At 62.3% G+C, this 15,927-nt stretch carries 16 protein-coding genes; 4 read left to right on the top strand and 12 right to left on the bottom strand.

All coding sequences use genetic code 11. The annotated features are described in order from the left end of the window. Positions 1 to 77: 77 nt before the first annotated feature. The 4 genes from QVF59_RS11660 to QVF59_RS11645 all read left to right on the top strand — a co-directional run bounded on the left by QVF59_RS11660 (position 78) and on the right by QVF59_RS11645 (position 4,026). On the top strand, positions 78 to 1,532 hold the full coding sequence (locus QVF59_RS11660; RefSeq protein ID WP_287880014.1) for a SidA/IucD/PvdA family monooxygenase: 1,455 nt from the start codon (positions 78 to 80) through the stop codon (positions 1,530 to 1,532). A 206-nt stretch (positions 1,533 to 1,738) separates the two neighbouring features. After that, positions 1,739 to 2,497 carry an amino acid ABC transporter substrate-binding protein gene (locus QVF59_RS11655; protein WP_287880011.1) on the top strand — a complete coding sequence of 253 codons (759 nt, stop codon included), beginning with the start codon at positions 1,739 to 1,741 and terminating at the stop codon, positions 2,495 to 2,497. A gap of 87 nt (positions 2,498 to 2,584) precedes the next feature. Next, on the top strand, positions 2,585 to 3,265 hold the full coding sequence (locus QVF59_RS11650) for an amino acid ABC transporter permease (RefSeq protein WP_287880009.1): 681 nt from the start codon (positions 2,585 to 2,587) through the stop codon (positions 3,263 to 3,265). After that, positions 3,262 to 4,026 carry an amino acid ABC transporter ATP-binding protein gene (locus QVF59_RS11645; protein ID WP_287880008.1) on the top strand — a complete coding sequence of 255 codons (765 nt, stop codon included), beginning with the start codon at positions 3,262 to 3,264 and terminating at the stop codon, positions 4,024 to 4,026. The genes QVF59_RS11650 and QVF59_RS11645 overlap by 4 nt, the downstream gene beginning before the upstream one ends. A 163-nt stretch (positions 4,027 to 4,189) precedes the next feature. Here the strand turns inward: QVF59_RS11645 and QVF59_RS11640 are convergent, their stop codons facing one another. From QVF59_RS11640 to ssuD, 12 genes are all read right to left on the bottom strand, one after another. After that, positions 4,190 to 4,459 carry a hypothetical protein gene (locus QVF59_RS11640; RefSeq protein ID WP_287880006.1) on the bottom strand — a complete coding sequence of 90 codons (270 nt, stop codon included), beginning with the start codon at positions 4,457 to 4,459 and terminating at the stop codon, positions 4,190 to 4,192. 6 nt (positions 4,460 to 4,465) lie between these two features. Next, positions 4,466 to 5,221, bottom strand: coding sequence for an ABC transporter ATP-binding protein (locus QVF59_RS11635; protein WP_045848236.1), 756 nt, complete (start codon positions 5,219 to 5,221; stop codon positions 4,466 to 4,468). An 83-nt stretch (positions 5,222 to 5,304) separates the two neighbouring features. Next, positions 5,305 to 6,639: an ABC transporter substrate-binding protein gene (locus QVF59_RS11630; protein ID WP_287880003.1), complete on the bottom strand. Its 1,335-nt coding sequence runs from the start codon at positions 6,637 to 6,639 to the stop codon at positions 5,305 to 5,307. A 61-nt stretch (positions 6,640 to 6,700) separates the two neighbouring features. Continuing rightward, positions 6,701 to 7,768 (bottom strand): branched-chain amino acid ABC transporter permease, encoded by a 1,068-nt coding sequence (locus QVF59_RS11625; protein ID WP_287880000.1) that lies wholly within the window; start codon positions 7,766 to 7,768, stop codon positions 6,701 to 6,703. A 119-nt stretch (positions 7,769 to 7,887) separates the two neighbouring features. Next, on the bottom strand, positions 7,888 to 8,769 hold the full coding sequence (locus QVF59_RS11620; RefSeq protein WP_287879997.1) for a branched-chain amino acid ABC transporter permease: 882 nt from the start codon (positions 8,767 to 8,769) through the stop codon (positions 7,888 to 7,890). Positions 8,770 to 8,873: 104 nt separating this feature from the next. Then, positions 8,874 to 9,656 carry an ABC transporter ATP-binding protein gene (locus QVF59_RS11615; protein ID WP_287879995.1) on the bottom strand — a complete coding sequence of 261 codons (783 nt, stop codon included), beginning with the start codon at positions 9,654 to 9,656 and terminating at the stop codon, positions 8,874 to 8,876. Positions 9,657 to 9,678: 22 nt separating this feature from the next. Continuing rightward, positions 9,679 to 10,848, bottom strand: a complete 1,170-nt coding sequence (locus tag QVF59_RS11610; RefSeq protein WP_287879993.1) for an AMP-binding protein — start codon at positions 10,846 to 10,848, stop codon at positions 9,679 to 9,681. Positions 10,849 to 10,862: 14 nt separating this feature from the next. Further along, positions 10,863 to 11,966 carry a dimethylsulfone monooxygenase SfnG gene (gene sfnG, locus QVF59_RS11605; protein WP_287879990.1) on the bottom strand — a complete coding sequence of 368 codons (1,104 nt, stop codon included), beginning with the start codon at positions 11,964 to 11,966 and terminating at the stop codon, positions 10,863 to 10,865. 54 nt (positions 11,967 to 12,020) lie between these two features. Next, complete coding sequence (gene msuE / locus QVF59_RS11600) at positions 12,021 to 12,611, bottom strand: FMN reductase (protein ID WP_062788818.1); 591 nt, start codon at positions 12,609 to 12,611, stop codon at positions 12,021 to 12,023. A 303-nt stretch (positions 12,612 to 12,914) separates the two neighbouring features. Then, positions 12,915 to 13,877 (bottom strand): sulfonate ABC transporter substrate-binding protein, encoded by a 963-nt coding sequence (locus QVF59_RS11595; protein WP_287879987.1) that lies wholly within the window; start codon positions 13,875 to 13,877, stop codon positions 12,915 to 12,917. Between the two features lie 49 nt (positions 13,878 to 13,926). Beyond that, the gene (locus QVF59_RS11590) at positions 13,927 to 14,769 is read right to left on the bottom strand and encodes an amidohydrolase family protein (RefSeq protein ID WP_287879985.1); all 843 of its coding nucleotides are present in this window, start codon (positions 14,767 to 14,769) and stop codon (positions 13,927 to 13,929) included. Beyond that, entirely contained in the window at positions 14,766 to 15,917 is a 1,152-nt protein-coding gene (ssuD, locus tag QVF59_RS11585; RefSeq protein ID WP_287879984.1) for an FMNH2-dependent alkanesulfonate monooxygenase, read from the bottom strand. Before ssuD ends, QVF59_RS11590 begins: the two co-directional genes overlap by 4 nt. Between the last annotated feature and the right edge of the window lie 10 nt (positions 15,918 to 15,927).

Here is a 15,927-nt window from a genome sequence, read left to right as displayed (position 1 = left end):
TTACTGTGCAGGAATTGATATTTGGCCGCCCAAAAACCCATGCTAGGGTATGGTTTTTGCCATGGATGTTTTGCAGCATGACTAGCAGCGCACAAACACAGGGCCTGGCGGCCCTTGAAAGCCGTATCCGGCAAGACCTGGATTATCTTGGCCTGCCGGCCAAAAACTGGACCATCCCGGCCAGCCACCCGGCAGGTGAAGTAAAGGATGTGGTGATTGTCGGTGGCGGCATGTCCGGCCTGGCGGTAGCCGCCGCGCTGGCTTTCAATGGCGTGGATGCCGAAATCTACGACCAGTCCCCCGCCGGACTGGAAGGCCCCTGGGCCACCACCGCCCGCATGATTACCTTGCGCTCCCCCAAGGAACTACCCGGCCCTTGCCTGGGCATTCCCAGCCTCACCTTCCGCGCCTGGTACGAGGCGCAGCACGGCCTGGAAGGCTGGCAGCAACTGGACAAGATTCACCGCCTGAACTGGGCGGAATACCTGCGCTGGTATCGCGAGGTACTGCAACTGAAGGTACATAACCTGCAACAACTGGTGGATGTGGAAGCACGTGCCGATGGCGTGGTGGCACTGTCTTTCCGCGACGCTGCCAGCGGTCAGACCCGCCGGGTACTGGCGCGCCACGCGGTACTGGCCACCGGGCGCGACGGTCTGGGCGGGGCCAGCCTGCCTGCCTGGTCTGCCCGCCTGCCACGCAGCCACTGGGTGCACTCCGGCGATGCCTGGTCCGGCCAGATGCTGCGCGGGCGCAACGTCACCGTGATTGGCGGTGGCTCCTCGGCCATGGATGCCGCCGCCACGGCACTGGAGCATGGTGCCAAGCGCGTGTCCTTGCTGATCCGCCGTCACGACCTGCCGCGCATCAACAAGAGCAAGGGCACGGTCAATCCCGGCATGGCGCATGGTTTCCGCTTACTGTCGGACGAATGGAAATGGAAAGTCCGTCATTACCTGAACAGCACCCAGGTGCCACCGCCGCACAGCAGCACCTTGCGCGTGTCCCAGCACCCCAATGCCAGCTTTCACTTCGGCATTCAGGTGGAAACGGCCCGGCTGGAGGATGACCGGGTTGTGCTCAGTACCAATCTTGGCGAAGTCACCACCGACTTCGTGATTTTCTGCACCGGCTTTTGCACCGACTGGGCGCAACGGCCGGAATATGCCCGCATCGCCGGCCATGTGCGGCTATGGCAGGACCACTACCCCAGCCTGCCCGGCGCGCCGGATCGCGAGCTGGCCGGTTCGCCCTATCTGGGCAGCCTGTACCAGTTTCTGGAAAAACAGCCCGGCAGCCTGCCAGGACTGGAGCGGATTCATTGCTTCAACTACGCGGCAGCCCTGTCGCAGGGGGCCAGTGCCGGCGATATTCCACAAGTCAGTGACGGTGCGCAACGGCTGGCTTCCGGCCTGATTGCCAGTTTGCTGCAAGAAGACGTCGAACAGCACTATGCCAGGCTGCAGCAATATGCCGAGCCGGAGCTGTATGGCAACGAATGGCAGGCTGCCAAGGGTCTGCCAACAAGTTGATCCCCCTGCCGACAAGTGCCCGGCTCATGGTGCTTGTCGGCAAGGAAATCACCTCCGGAGTCCGGCGAATCGCCCACCTTGCTTATTCATTTTTCTGATAACCATTAAGAAAACTCTTGTTTAATGGGAATAAGACTGGCTTGTTATAGTCCATCCATACCGCCGGATGGCGGGATGACAAACAAAACAACAGCCAGGAGTACTTTGTGAAACGATTTGCCATTGCCGCCCTGCTCGCCACCGTCCTGCCCGGCCTTGCCGCCGCAGAAGACCTGGCCAAGATCAAATCCGCCGGTGTCATCCGCGTGGGCACCGAAGGCACATACGCGCCGTTTACCTATCACGATGCCAGCGGCAAGCTGGTGGGCTTCGATGTGGAAATTGCCCAGGCCGTGGCCGCCAAGCTGGGCGTGAAAGCCGAATTCATCGAAGGCAAATGGGACGGCCTGATTGCCGGCCTGGATGCCAGCCGTTACGACGCGGTGGCCAACGAGGTGTCGATTACCGAAGCCCGCAAGGCCAAGTACGACTTCTCCAACGCCTATATCGCCTCCAAGGCCGCGCTGATCGTGAATGGCAACAGCCCCATCAAGAGCTTTGCCGACCTCAAGGGCAAGAAGTCCGCCAACACCCTGACCAGCAACTTCGGCAAGCTGGCGCAATCCTTCGGTGCAGAAGTCGTCCCGGTACAAGGCTTTAACGATTCGCTGGAGCTGCTGGCTTCCGGCCGCGTGGATGCCACCATCAACGACAGCCTGTCCTTCCTGGATTACAAGAAGCACCAGCCCAACTCCAAACTGCGCATTGCCGCCACCGAAAAGGACGCTGACTTCTCCGGCATCATTTTCCGCAAGGGCAACCCGCAGCTGCAGGCCGCCATCAACAAGGCACTGGCTGACATCAAGGCCGATGGCAGCTATCAGAAAATTTCCTTCAAGTACTTTGGCGAAGACGTGTCGCACTAAGCGCATCCCTCCCCGGACTTGCCAGCTTGCCCCGTCCTACGGGGCAATTTTGTTGGCACAACACGATAACAATAATGGAGTCGGCACATGCCAGAATGGTTGAAACTGATGGTGGAATCACTGCCGCCGCTGCTGTATGCAGGGCTGGTGTTCACCGTACCGCTTACCCTGCTGTCCTTTGCCTTTGGCCTGTCGCTGGGCTTTGTCACCGCGCTGGTGCGGCTGTATGGCCCCAAGCCGCTGGCGGACGGCTTCCGCTTTTATGTGTGGCTGATCCGCGGCACGCCCTTGCTGGTGCAGCTGTTCCTGATTTTTTACGGTCTGCCCAAGGCCGGCATCGTGTTCGACCCGCTGCCGGCCGCTGTCATCGGCTTTTCGCTGAACGTGGGGGCCTACACCTCGGAAGTGATCCGCGCCGCCCTGCTGGCCGTACCGCGCGGCCAGTGGGAAGCCGCCTACTCCATCGGCCTGACCTGGGCCCAGGCCATGCGCCGCACCATCCTGCCGCAGGCCAGCCGCGTGGCCGTGCCGCCCCTGGCCAATACCTTTATTTCGCTGATCAAGGACACCTCGCTGGCCGCGGTGCTGACCGTGCCGGAAATCTTCCAGGCCGCGCAACGCATTGCCTCGGTCACCTATGAACCGCTGATCCTGTATACCGAAACCGCGCTGATCTACCTGCTGTTCAGCTCCGTGCTGTCCGCCGGCCAGCAAAAGCTGGAAGCCCGCTTTGGCCAGCACCTGCACCAGGCTCAGGAGACAAAATGATTCAACTGCAAAACATCGACAAGCATTTTGGCAACCAGCATGTACTCAAGGATGTTGCGCTGCAGGTGGCACCCGGCCAGGTGACGGCGCTGATCGGCCCCTCCGGCAGTGGCAAGAGCACCCTGCTGCGCTGCATCAACCTGCTGGAAACCCCCAGCGCCGGACAGATTACCCTGGGCGATGCCAGCCTGCAGTTTGGCCATGGCCATGCGCAGCCGGGCCGTCAGGACATTCATCGCCTGCGTCTGCAAACCGGCATGGTATTCCAGAACTTCCAGCTGTTTCCGCATCGCACCGCGCTGGAAAACGTAATGGAAGGCCTGCTGGTGGTGAAGAAATGGCCGCGTGCCCAGGCCGAGGCCCGCGCCCGCGAGCTGCTGCAACAAGTGGGCATGGCGCACAAGGCGGATGCCTGGCCCGGCACCCTGTCCGGCGGCCAGCAGCAACGGGTGGCCATCGCCCGCGCACTGGCTCAGTCCCCCGGCCTGCTGCTGTGTGACGAACCCACCTCGGCACTGGACCCGGAGCTGGCCAGCGAAGTGGTGGCCGTGCTGCGCCAACTGGCTGCCAACAAGATGACCATGCTGATTGCCACCCACGACCTGCGACTGGCAGCCACGCTGGCCGACACTGTGGTGTTTCTGGAAGATGGCCGCATCGTGGAGCAAGGCAGCAGCCGCCAGCTGTTCCTGCAACCGCAAAACCCGCGTACCGCCAGCTATGTGTCCACGCTGAAGGAAGGCCTGCCGCAAGACTGGTAAAACCCTGCTCTGCCAGTCAGCAAAACAAAGGCGTCCGCCATAAGGGGACGCCTTTTTGTGGCTGACCAAGTGATTTGGCGCGCTGGCACTGGACCCGGCAAAGCCGGGTCTATCGACCCCAAAAAAGATCTCGCAGCTTTTCCAGCTGTTCCCGCCCCCGCCCTTACCCTGTCAATTGCAGATTGAAGAAGCAAGCCTCGCTTTCTTTCCAGAAAGCGAGAGAGGTTTGCTGCTGTTGCAGCAGCTGCTGACCTTGTTCGGTGCTGCCATCGAACAGGCTGAAATCGATGACGGGCAGAGTAAGAGGGCTTGGCATGGCAACTCCGTTAAGCGGCACGGCAAGGGTGTCGGGAAGCTTCACGATATGCCATTCAAATAGCAGTGCGAACCAAGAAAAACTGATTTGAATATCAAGCCGCTGACTGTGCCACAACAGCCCTCAGGCTGCCTCTACACTGCCACCCAGATAGAACTGGTGTACGTCTTCACGTGCAGCCAGCTCGGCCGAACTACCCGACAGTGCCACATGGCCGTTTTCCAGCAGATAGGCCTGATGGCTGTAGTGTAAAGCCAGGTTGGCGTTCTGCTCGGCCAGCAGGAAACTCACCCCTTCCTGCCGGTTCAGTGCCTGCAGTATCTCGAAGATTTCCTCGACGATTTTCGGTGCCAGCCCCATGGATGGCTCATCCAGCAACACCAGCCGTGGTGCGGCCATCAGCGCGCGGCCAATGGCCACCATCTGCTGCTCGCCGCCCGAGGTATAGCCCGCCTGCGAGCGGCGACGCTCTTTCAGCCGCGGGAAATACTGGTAGATGCGTTCCAGGTCCTGCTGCAAGGCAGCGCGGCTGGGTTTGCGCACAAAGGCACCTGTCAGCAGGTTCTCTTCCACGCTCAGGTGGGCAAAGCAATGCCGCCCTTCCAGCACCTGCACCAGCCCGCGCTGCACCAGCTCATGCGGGGCGGTATGGCTGACATCCTGCCCGGCATAGACAATGCGCCCTTGTTGCAGGCAGCCACGCTCGGCTGCCACCAGGCCGGCAATGGCCTTGAGCGTGCTGCTTTTGCCTGCCCCATTGGCACCCAGCAAGGCCACGATCTGCCCCTCGTCCACCTGCAAGGAAACACTGCCCACGGCCAGAATGGCCTGGTTGTATACCACCTGAATGCCTTCCACCTGTAGTAAGGGCTGGCTCATGATTCAACTCCGCAATCCGTCAAAAACCGGGTGACAAAAACCCGGCGCAGCAAGGCGCGCCGGGCGTGGACGGGCTCAGGCCATCACGATTCCTTGCTGCAATCGCGCGGGGTGATGCCCTTTTCCTTGGCGTACTTGTGCGAGGAGTCCTCGATGATGGGGCGCAGCAGCTTGCGGTCGGCCTGTACCCATGGCGAAATCACCTTCCACTGCTGGCCGTCCCACTGCTGGAAGCGCACCGCACCACCGCCTTCGTGGTCGGCGCAACTCAGTTGCAGCGGTTGCAACAGGCCTAGCGCGCCCACTTCCTTCAGCCGCTTGTCGTCAAAGTGCAGGTGCTCGAAGCCCCAGCGCACCTGCTCGCCGGTCAGCGGTTTCTTGCCGAACTTGGCCTGCGCCAGGCGCACGGCTTCCACGTTCAGGATGCCGTTGACCACGCCCAGGTTGTAGTACACCGTGCCAAAGCGCTTGGCGTCGGCCAGATTGCCCTTGCCGGCATCCAGCACGGTTTTCTTGATGCCTTGCAGCACCGGGAACTGGGTGCCGGACGGGTGGGTGGTGATCGAGATGAAGCCCTTGGCGGCGGCACCGGCCGGGGCGGCGTCTTCTTCCGAGTTACTCCAGATATTGCCGATGATGTGGTCAGCCGGATAACCGGCTTTCTGGGCGGTTTTCAGTGCCACCGGGTTCATCACGCCCCAGCCGCGCAGAATCACCCAGTCCGGTTTTTGCTGGCGGATGGTCAGCCACTGCGACTGCTGCTCGTTACCCGGATGCGGCACTTCCAGCGACACCAGCTGGAAGCCGTATTTCTTCGACAGCAGCTCCAGGATGGGGTTGGTTTCCTTGCCATAGGGCGAACCGTGGTAGAGCACGGCAATCTTCTTGCCCTTGAGCTTGGCAAGACCGCCGGATTTCTGGCCGATATAGTTGATGATTGCCGACACTTCGGAATACGGGTTCAGTTGCAGCGGGAATACATAGGGAAACACGCTGCCGTCGGTAGAATCGGTACGCCCGTGGTTGATGGTGATCAGCGGCAGCTTGTCGGCGGTGGAGCGCTCCAGCGTGGCATAGGCAATGCCCACCGACAGCGGGTTGGTAGCAGCAGCCGGTGCGCCGTTCAGGCCTTTTTTCAGGCGCTCGTAGCACTCCACCCCTTTTTCCACCACGTATTCGGTTTCGCACTCGCTCCAGGTCAGCTTGACGCCGTTGACGCCGCCTTCCTTGATATTCACGTACTGCAAATAATCAATAAAACCGCCGAAAAAGCCGGTGCCGCCAGCCGCATACGGCCCCACGCGGTAGCTTTGCAGCGGAAAATACTGCTCGCCGCCCGCCTGTGCCGTGGCCGATGCTGCCGCCAGGCCCAATGCCAGTACGACCGCCCCTTTTAGTGTGTGCAGATGATTTTTCATTATGGGTAAACTCCCTGGTTCAGTAGACGAAACTGCTAACGGAAACAACAAAACAAAACGCTCAGAAACGCAGTGGCCACAGCCGGGCGCGGGCGCGCCAGCCTTGCCACAGCCGCGCCAGGCCATCCGGCTCCTTGATCAGGAACAGGATGATCAGCACGCCAAAGATGATTTTTTGCAGGTTCTCCAGCTGGCCGGCAGGCAGCAGGCCGCTCAGATAAGTGCCGGACAGGATGGACAGCACGATGGGTAGCAACACAATGAAGGCCGCGCCAAGGAAATTGCCCAGAATGCTGCCCATGCCGCCCAGGATGATGATGAACAGCACCTGAAACGAGCGGCTGAGATCAAAGCCATGCGGCTCCACCGTGCCCAGATAGGTAAACGCCCACAGGGAGCCAGCCACCCCCAGGATGAAAGAGCTGATGGCAAAGGCCAGCAGTTTGGTGCGCAGGATGGGGATGCCGATGACAGCAGCTGCGGTATCCATGTCGCGCACTGCCATCCAGTTGCGGCCCAGGCTGCTGCGTACCAGATTGGCCGCCAGCACAAACAGCGGCAGCACCACGCTCAACGTGAGCAGGTAACGCCCGGCCGGGCTGCCAAAATCGTGACCGGCCACCAGCAGCGGCGGCGCGGTGATGACGCCGGACTCGTTACCGTTGGAGAACCAGGCAAACTTGGTGAGCAGCCACTCGACAAAGAACTGTGCCGCCAGCGTGGACACCAGCAGATAAAAGCCCTTGATGCGCAGGCTGGGCAGGCCGAACACCACCCCCACTGCCGCGGCCACCACGCCACCGGCGACAAAGCTGAGCAAGAGCGGCAGGCCCGGCAGCAGGAATTGCAGCTTGTAACTGGCAAACGCCCCCACTGCCATGAAGGCGGCCGAACCCAGCGACAGCTGGCCGGCATAGCCGGTGAGCAGGTTCAGCCCCAGCCCGGCCAGCGACAACACCAGAAACGGAATCAGAATGGCACTGAACCAGTAGTCGTTGCCAATCACCGGCAACAGGCCGAAGGCCAGCAGCAGCAAGGCCCACAGCGCGGCACGCTGCTGCCATAGCCGCAGTGCGCGGCCATCCTGCCGGTAGCGGGTGCTGAATTGCCCGGATTCCTGATAAAACATGCCTACTCTCCTTTTTAGAACTGCTAACAAAACCTCGTAGAGAACCCGAGCCAAGGCGCGCCGACGCAGACAGTACAAGCAGTACGGCAACACAGGCGCGGGGGTTTTGTTCGCGGGTCTTACACCCGTTCGATGGCGCGTTCGCCAAACAAGCCCACCGGACGCAGCAGCAGGAACAGCAGCGCCAGCACATAGGGAAACCAGTTTTCAATACCGCCACTGAGCAGTGGCCCCAGATACACTTCCGCCAGTTTTTCGCTGGCCCCCACAATCAGCCCGCCGACAATGGCGCCGCCTATCGAGGTGAAGCCGCCAATGATCAATACCGGCAAGGCCTTGAGCACGATCAGCGACAGGGAAAACTGCACGCCCAGCCGCGCGCCCCACAACAGCCCTGCCACCAGCCCCACCAGCCCGGCCACCGCCCATACCAGCACCCACATGCGTTGCAGGCGGATGCCCACTGCCAGCGCGGCCAGCTGGTCGTCGGCCACGGCACGCAGCGACAGGCCGATGCGGGTCTTGTTGAACAGCAAGGACAGCAGCAGCACCAAGAGACCGGCGCTGCCGGCGGCAAACAGGTCGAAGCGCGACAGCATCAGGCCGCCAAGCTCCAGCGGCGTGTCCTCGATGCCCAGGTCCAGCCCGTGCACCTGTGCGCCCCACAGCGCCTGGGCCACGCCTTCCACCACATAGCTCAGGCCCAGCGTGGCCATGAACAGGGTGATGGGTGGCCGGTTCACCAGATGGCGCAGCACCAGCCGCTCCAGCAACAGCGCCAGCAGCAGCATGGACAATAGGCTCAGCACAAAAGCCACCCAGAACGGCAGGCCACGCTCCAGCAGGCTGACAAAGGTGAGCGCGGCAAACAGCACCATCGAACCCTGGGCAAAATTGAACACCCCGCTGGCCTTGTAGATCAGCACGAAGCCGATGGCCACCAGCGAGTACATCACCCCGGCCAGCAAGCCGCCGAGCAGTACTTCCATGAAAAACGACATCAGACAGCCCCCTTGCCGGAACGCCGGCGCAACAGGTCCCCGCCCCGCGCGGGAATACCGGCGGGGACTGTGGATACGAAAAGGTGGATACGGATAAACAGGTGTCAGTGGCGCTGCTGGCCCAGATAAGCGGCAATCACCTCCGGCAGCGCACGCACGGCTTCGGGCTCGCCATCGCCGATCTTGCGGCCGTAGTCCAGCACTACCACGTGGTCGGACAGTTCCATCACCACGCCGATGTCGTGCTCGATCAGCACGATGGTGGTGCCGAACACCTGGTTGACCTCGCGGATGAACTGGCTCATCTCGCGCTTTTCCTCGCGGTTCATCCCGGCCATGGGCTCATCCAGCAACAGCAGGCGTGGCCGGGCCGCGAGCGCCCGCCCCAGCTCCACCCGCTTTTGCAGGCCATAGGGCAGCTGGCCCACCGGGGTGTGCCGCCAGGCTTGCAGGCGCAGGAAGGCAATCACCTCTTCGGCCACTGCGCGCTGGGCTTCTTCATCGGCCACCGCACGGCCTACACGGAAGGCCTGCTCCAGCCAGCTGCTGCGGCTGGCCAGGTTGCGGCCGGTGAGGATGTTGTCCAGCACGCTCATGCCCTTGAACAGCGCAATGTTCTGGAAGGTGCGGGCAATGCCTGCCACCGCAGCCTCGTGCGGCTGCATGGCACGGCGGGCGCGGCCGGCAAAACGGATTTCCCCTTGCTGCGGCTGGTACACCCCGTTGATGACATTGAGCAAGGAGCTCTTGCCCGCGCCATTGGGGCCGATCAAGGCGCAGATCTCCCCTTCGGCCACGTCAAAACCGATGTCGGTCACCGCCTTGACGCCCTTGAAGCTCAGGGAGATGTGCGCCAGGCTCAGCAAGGGCGCTACGGTCTCGGACATAGTGTTGTTTCCATTTCTTCATTCAGGCTTGCAGGGGTGGCGTGCCGGTTTGCAGCCATTGGTGCGTGCTGGCTTCGGCTTGCAGCGGGCGTTGCTGCCACTCGGCGTTGTCCGGCCAGTTGCGCACTTCCACACCCAGCACGGCAAAAAAGTGGCGGGTGTTTTCTGCCAGCGGCGCACCCAGCAGCAACGGCACCCGGGTACGGCTGAAGCCCAGCACATCGCGCAGCGGACGAATCACGCTGTAATGCCCGGCCCAGCGCCAGAAGCGCCCGGCATCCGGTTGCAGCACCCGGTCCACCAGTGCACGCTGCCAGCTGCCGGTGGGTGGCAGGCGGCTGCGCGCCAGTTGCTCCAGCCGGCTGTAGGTTTCCCGCGTACCGGCCACCAGGGTGGGCCCCAGTTCGCGACGGTCGTTGTCGCGGGTGGCCAGGTTTTCCGGGAAATTCAGCCGGAAACCGGCTTGCAGCCATGGCGCCAGCAGGTAGCGCACCTGGGCGGAGCTGGCAAAGGCACGCGAGGCCAGTGCATCTTCGTTGGCAGTCAGGCCTTCGGCCTGTAACAGCTGGCTGCCCGCCTGCAGCAAATGGCCATGCTGCAAGGCCTGTTGTTGCAGCTCGCCCCGGCCATCCACGCGCCAGAAGCGGAAGGCCACCGCGCCATTGCTGGCCAGTACCGCCGGCTCAGACAGCGCGGCACCCGCTTGCTGCAACTGCGCAACCGCCTGCCAGCCGGGCCCTACCCGCTGCTGCAGCCCACGCCCTTCGGCGTAGAGCAACAGCGCAGGGGTGGGCAGGTCGCGCGGCAGGCTGTGCAGTGCCTCGGCATCCTCCACCAGCAGCCAGCGCGGCTGTAAATGCAGCAAGATGGCCTGCAAGTCGCGCACCGGCTGTTGCGGGTCCAGCGCCACCGCCTCCCCGCCCAGCCACTGCGCCGCCAGGCTCAGCAGCAATACTTCGGGACGCGGGTGACTGAGCAACACCAGGCTGTGCCCGGCCGCAAAGCCATGCGCTGCCAGACCGGCCGCCAGCGCAGCCACTTGCTGCTGCACGTCGGCCCAGCGCCATTGCTGCCAGATACCCAGCCGCTTGTGGCGCAGGGCAATGGCCTGCGGCTGTTGGTCGGCCTGCCATGCCAGCCAGGCTGGCAGGCTGGCACTGTCACGCAGCGGAGCTTCCTGATGTCGCTTCATCACCCTTGCTCCTGTCAGGCGGCCAAGGCTTCGCGCTCTTTGGCACGTGCTTCCAGCTCACGCACCAGCGGCAGCACTTTTTCGCCGAAGTAGGCCACTTCTTCCTGGAAGTGCAGGAAGCCACTGAGAATCAGGTCCACACCCACGGCCTTCAGGGCGACAATGCGCTCGGCAATCTGTTGCGGGGTGCCGATCAGATTGGTCTTGAAGCCGTCGTTGTACTGCACCAGGTCCTCAAAGGTGGACTTGGCCCAGTTGCCCTCGCCTTCCGGGCTGGCCTGACCGGCCTGCTTCACCGCATCGCCAAAGGCGTTGACGGCTTCCGGGTCGGCCTTGTCGATGATTTCGGCCAGCACGGCGCGGGCTTCTTCTTCGGTATCGCGGGCAATGATGAAGGCGTTGACGCCAATCTTGACCTGATGGCCGTTGACTGCCGCCTTGGCGCGGATGTCATCCACCTGCGCCTTGATGCCTTCCACGGTATTGCCGTTGGTGAAGTACCAGTCGGACACGCGCGAAGCCATGTCACGCGCGGCACGCGAGCTGCCACCCTGGAAGATTTCCGGGTGCGGCTGTTGCAGCGGTTTCGGCTTCAGGGTGTAGTCGCTGAAGCGGTAGAAGTCGCCCTTGAAACTGAAGTTGTCCTGGGTCCAGATGCCCTTGAGCACGCGGATGAATTCTTCCGAACGGCGATAGCGTTCGTCATGCTCCAGCCACGGTTCGCCAATGGCGGTGAATTCGCCCTGGAACCAGCCGGAAACGATATTGACTGCCACGCGGCCGCCGGTGAGGTGGTCGATGGTGGCAATCTGCTTGGCCAGCACCGCCGGGGTCCACGGGCCGGGCAGAATGGCGGCAATCACCCGCAGTTTTTCGGTGGCCGCCAGCAGCGCATGGCTGAAGGAAACCGACTCGTGCTGGTATTCCGCGCCATAACCGGCGGTAAAGCGGATTTGCGACAGCGCGTATTCAAAGCCGGCCTTCTCGGCGATTTGCGCCAGCTTGCGGTTGTAGTCGATGTCCCAGCTGGTGCGCTGTTCGATCTTGCTGACCACCAGGCCACCGCTGACATTGGGTACCCAGTAGGCAAACTTGATGGCGTTTTGTGCTTGGCTCATGTGATTTCTCCGTGTAAATGCGGGTAATGGTCAAGAGGGCAATGCAGTGTTGCTTCAGGCCAGGGAAGATGTCGTGCTGGCGGACTGCGCGCTGGCAATCACCGGCTGGCGGTGGCTGATCAGCGGCAAGGCGCGTTCCACCGCCAGACGGATGCGTGCCTGCAAGGCGCTATCGCTGACCTGGTAGTCGCTGAAGTCGGCTTCGGCGGCGTATACCCCCAGCGGCAGGGTTTGCGCCTGGAAGAAGCTGAACAAGGGGCGCAGCTGATGTTCGATCACCAGCGCATGGCGCTCGCTGCCACCGGTTGCAGCCAGCAGTACCGGCAGGTCGAACAGGGCTTCGTGATGCACGAAGTCAAAGAAGTGCTTGAACAGGCCGGTGTAGCTGGCGCGGTAAACCGGGCTGGCGACAATCAGCAAATCGGCCTGCTCCACCGCCTGAATGGCTTCGCGCACGGATTCCGGCAAATCCGCCGGACGGGTGACGCCACCGTAGTGCGGGGCCAGATCGCCCAGCTCGATCACGCGGGCTTCAACTGGCAGGTGGCCGGACAATTCGGCCAGCAAGGCCTGCACCAGCGCCAGGGTGCGCGAGGGGCGCTGCAGGCTGCCGGAGACGGCAACAACATTAAAAGAGTGGCTCATGGCTTGCTCCATCATCAGGGTTCACCTGATACATAGCAGCAAGTGTGCCAGCTTTATATTTCTTTAATTTCAATGACTTACGCAAATCAAAAACCACCTCGCAACTGCTGCTGCCGCACCAGCATGCTGACCGGCTGCTGCCTGGGCAGCAGTGGCAAAACCATGCAAAACAAAGCCGGATTGCTGATATGCAGGAAGCATCAATCCCAAGGCAAAACAGCCCACTTCCAATACAAAAAAAGCACACCCAAAAGGGTGTGCTTTTCATAATGAAGACGGTTGCCGGACCGGTTTGGCTTCAGCTTATTTGCCGTCCCACACGATGTCCTTCACCACCAGCGGCTTGGGAATCAGCTTGAGCTTGAAGAAGGTGTCGGCAATGCGCTGCTGCTCTGCCACCACCTTGCCATCCAGCAGTTTGACGCCATAGCCGGAGCGCTTGGCAGCCACCTGCACGATGTCCTTGTCCAGGCCAATCTGCCCGGACAGCTCGGCCGCAACTTCCGGGATATGACTCTTGCCCCAGGCATCCAGCCGTTGCAGTTCTTCCAGCACCACCTTGATGACCTTGGGGTTGCTGGCCACATAAGGCTTGCGTGCCAGGTAGAACTGGGTGTTGTTGACAATGCCCTTGCCGTCCGCCAGCTGGCGGGCATTCAGTTGCTTCTCGGCAGCCGCCAGGAAGGGGTCCCAGATCACCCAGGCATCCACACTGCCCTGCTGGAAGGCGGCGCGGCCATCAGCCGGGTTGAGGAATACCGGGGTGATGTCCTCGTATTTCAGCCCGGCTTTTTCCAGTGCGCGCACCAGCAGGTAATGCACATTGGAGCCCTTGTTCAGCGCCACCCGCTTGCCCTTGAGGTCTTTCACGCTGCGGATGGGCGAATCCTTGCCCACCACAATGGCTTCACCTTCCGGGGCGGCCGGTTCATTGGCCAGATACAGCAGGTCGGCACCGGCTGCCTGGGCAAAGATGGGCGGGGTTTCACCGGTGGTGCCCAGGTCCACACTGCCCACGTTCAACGCTTCCAGCAGTTGCGGGCCGCCGGGGAATTCCGCCCATTTCACCTTGACGCCCAGCGGGGCCAGGCGTTTTTCCAGCGTGCCCTGCGCCTTGAGCAGCACCAGCGTGCCGTATTTCTGATAACCGATATTCAGCGTGTCGCTGCCTGCGGCCAACGCAGTGGCCGACAGCGAAGACAGCGCAAGGCCGGCAGCAGCCAGCAGACCCAGTACACGATGACGGGTGGGGTTGAAGTGTTGCATCACGATTCCTTGTTGTTTGCAGTATGAGCTTCGGTTTTTGTCAGCCGATCTACAGGCCAAACAGGCGGGCGGCATTGCCGTACAGCACCTTGTCCAGCACATGGGGCCGCAGGCCCAGGCCATGCAGGTCGTCTATCGACTGGCCGATGGGGCGGAAGGGATAGGACGAACCAAACAGCAGCTGGTCGGCCATGAAGCCGTTGGCCGCCTCGATATACAGCTGGCTACCGGGCAGGAACTGGTACATGTCCGGCACCACCAGCACGTTTTCGTGACGGAAGGCGATGCCGACAATCTCGGCCACCCGCGGCCAGTAGCCGTGGTAGCAGACAATGGGCAAGTGCGGGAAATCCGCCGCCACCCGCGCCACGCCAGCCGGGTCGTTAAAGCGCGGGTCCGGTGTGGTGGGGCCGGACATCAAAAACACCGGCACGCCCAGTGCGGCGCAGGTTTCATAGATGGGGTAGTACACCGCATCGTCCGGTTGGCGCGCCGGCACGCCAAAGCCCGGTTCGATATCAATACCGGCCAGGCCCAGATCCTTGATGGCGCGCTCGGCCTCGGCCACTGCCGCCTGTTCGCCCTGCAAGGCCGGGTCCACCCCGGCAATGCCCAGCAGGCGCTCATGGCCATGCACTATCTGATGGATAGTGTCATTGGGCAGATGCTGGCCCGGCGTATGCCGCCCCACCACCACTGCGTGGCTGAGACCAGCGTTTTCCACTTCATCCAGAAAACCCTGCTGGGTGAGCGAATTGACAAAGTGCTGGTCGTCACGCGAGCCCACGCGGCGATTGAGCCAGCGCGCTGCTTCGTAAGCCTGGGTGCCGGGCGAGGCACCAAAGAAGTCGTGCAGGAAGGCGGGCCTGCAACGCATGTCGATCACCTTCATGCGGCCTCCGTTTCGGCCACGGGTTTCTGCACCACGGTGCTGGCATCAAACGGGCCGCCGGTCTGCACGCGGTCGTCGCCATACACCCAGCGCTTGCCCGGCAACAGCGGGAATACCAGTTCGGCAAAGCGGTAGGCTTCTTCGAGATGCGGGTAGCCGGAGAGGACAAAGCTGTCCACGCCCAGGTCGGCATATTCCTTCAGCCGCGCAGCTACGGTTTGTGCATCACCCACCAGCGCGGTACCGGCACCGCCACGTACCAGGCCGACACCGGCCCACAGATTGGGGCTGACTTCCAGCTGGTCGCGCTTGCCGCCGTGCAGGGCGGCCATGCGGCGCTGGCCTTCGGAATCCATGGCGGCAAAACGCTGCTGCACCTTGGCAATCACTTCGTCATCCAGATGGCTGATCAGCGCATTGGCCGCCGCCCAGGCTTGCTCGGTGGTTTCGCGCACAATCACATGCAGGCGCACGCCAAAGCGCACGGTGCGGCCCAGTCTGGCGGCGCGGGCACGCACATCGGCAATCTTCTCGGCCACGGCTGCCGGGGGTTCGCCCCAGGTGAGGTAGGCTTCCACATGCTCGGCCGCCAGGTCGTGCGCGGCATTGGACGAGCCGCCAAAGTACAAGGGCGGTGCCGGTTTCTGTACCGGCTCGAAGAAGTTCTGCGCGTTTTCCACCGTGTGGTACTTGCCGGCGTAGCTGACGGTTTCGCCGGCCAGCAGGCGCTTCCAGATATGCAGGAATTCGCTGGCTTCTTCGTAACGCTGGTCGTGATCGAGGAAAATGCCGTCGGCGGCCAGTTCGGCCGAATCGCCCCCGGCCACCACATTGAGCAGCAGACGGCCATTACTGGCTTGGTCCAGCGTGGCGGCCATGCGCGCGGCGGCGGTGGGCTTGGTCAGCGCGGTACGCAGCGCCACCAGCAGCTTCAGGCGGCTGGTGACCGGCACCAGGCTGGAGGCCGTCACCCACGGGTCCAGGCAGCCGCTGCCAGTGGGAATGAGGATGCCGTCGTAACCCAGATTGTCCGCCGCCACGGCAATCTGCCGCAGGTATTCGTTGCTGACGGCGCGGCCGGAGCCGGACTGGCCCAGATAACGGGTATCGCCGGAGGTCGGCAGAAACCAGAAAATGTCGAGACTCATGCTGCTTCCT

The organism is Aquitalea sp. (assembly GCF_030150775.1).
Classification (GTDB): domain Bacteria; phylum Pseudomonadota; class Gammaproteobacteria; order Burkholderiales; family Chromobacteriaceae; genus Aquitalea; species Aquitalea denitrificans.
This window is presented reverse-complemented; position numbering and strand designations above follow the sequence as displayed.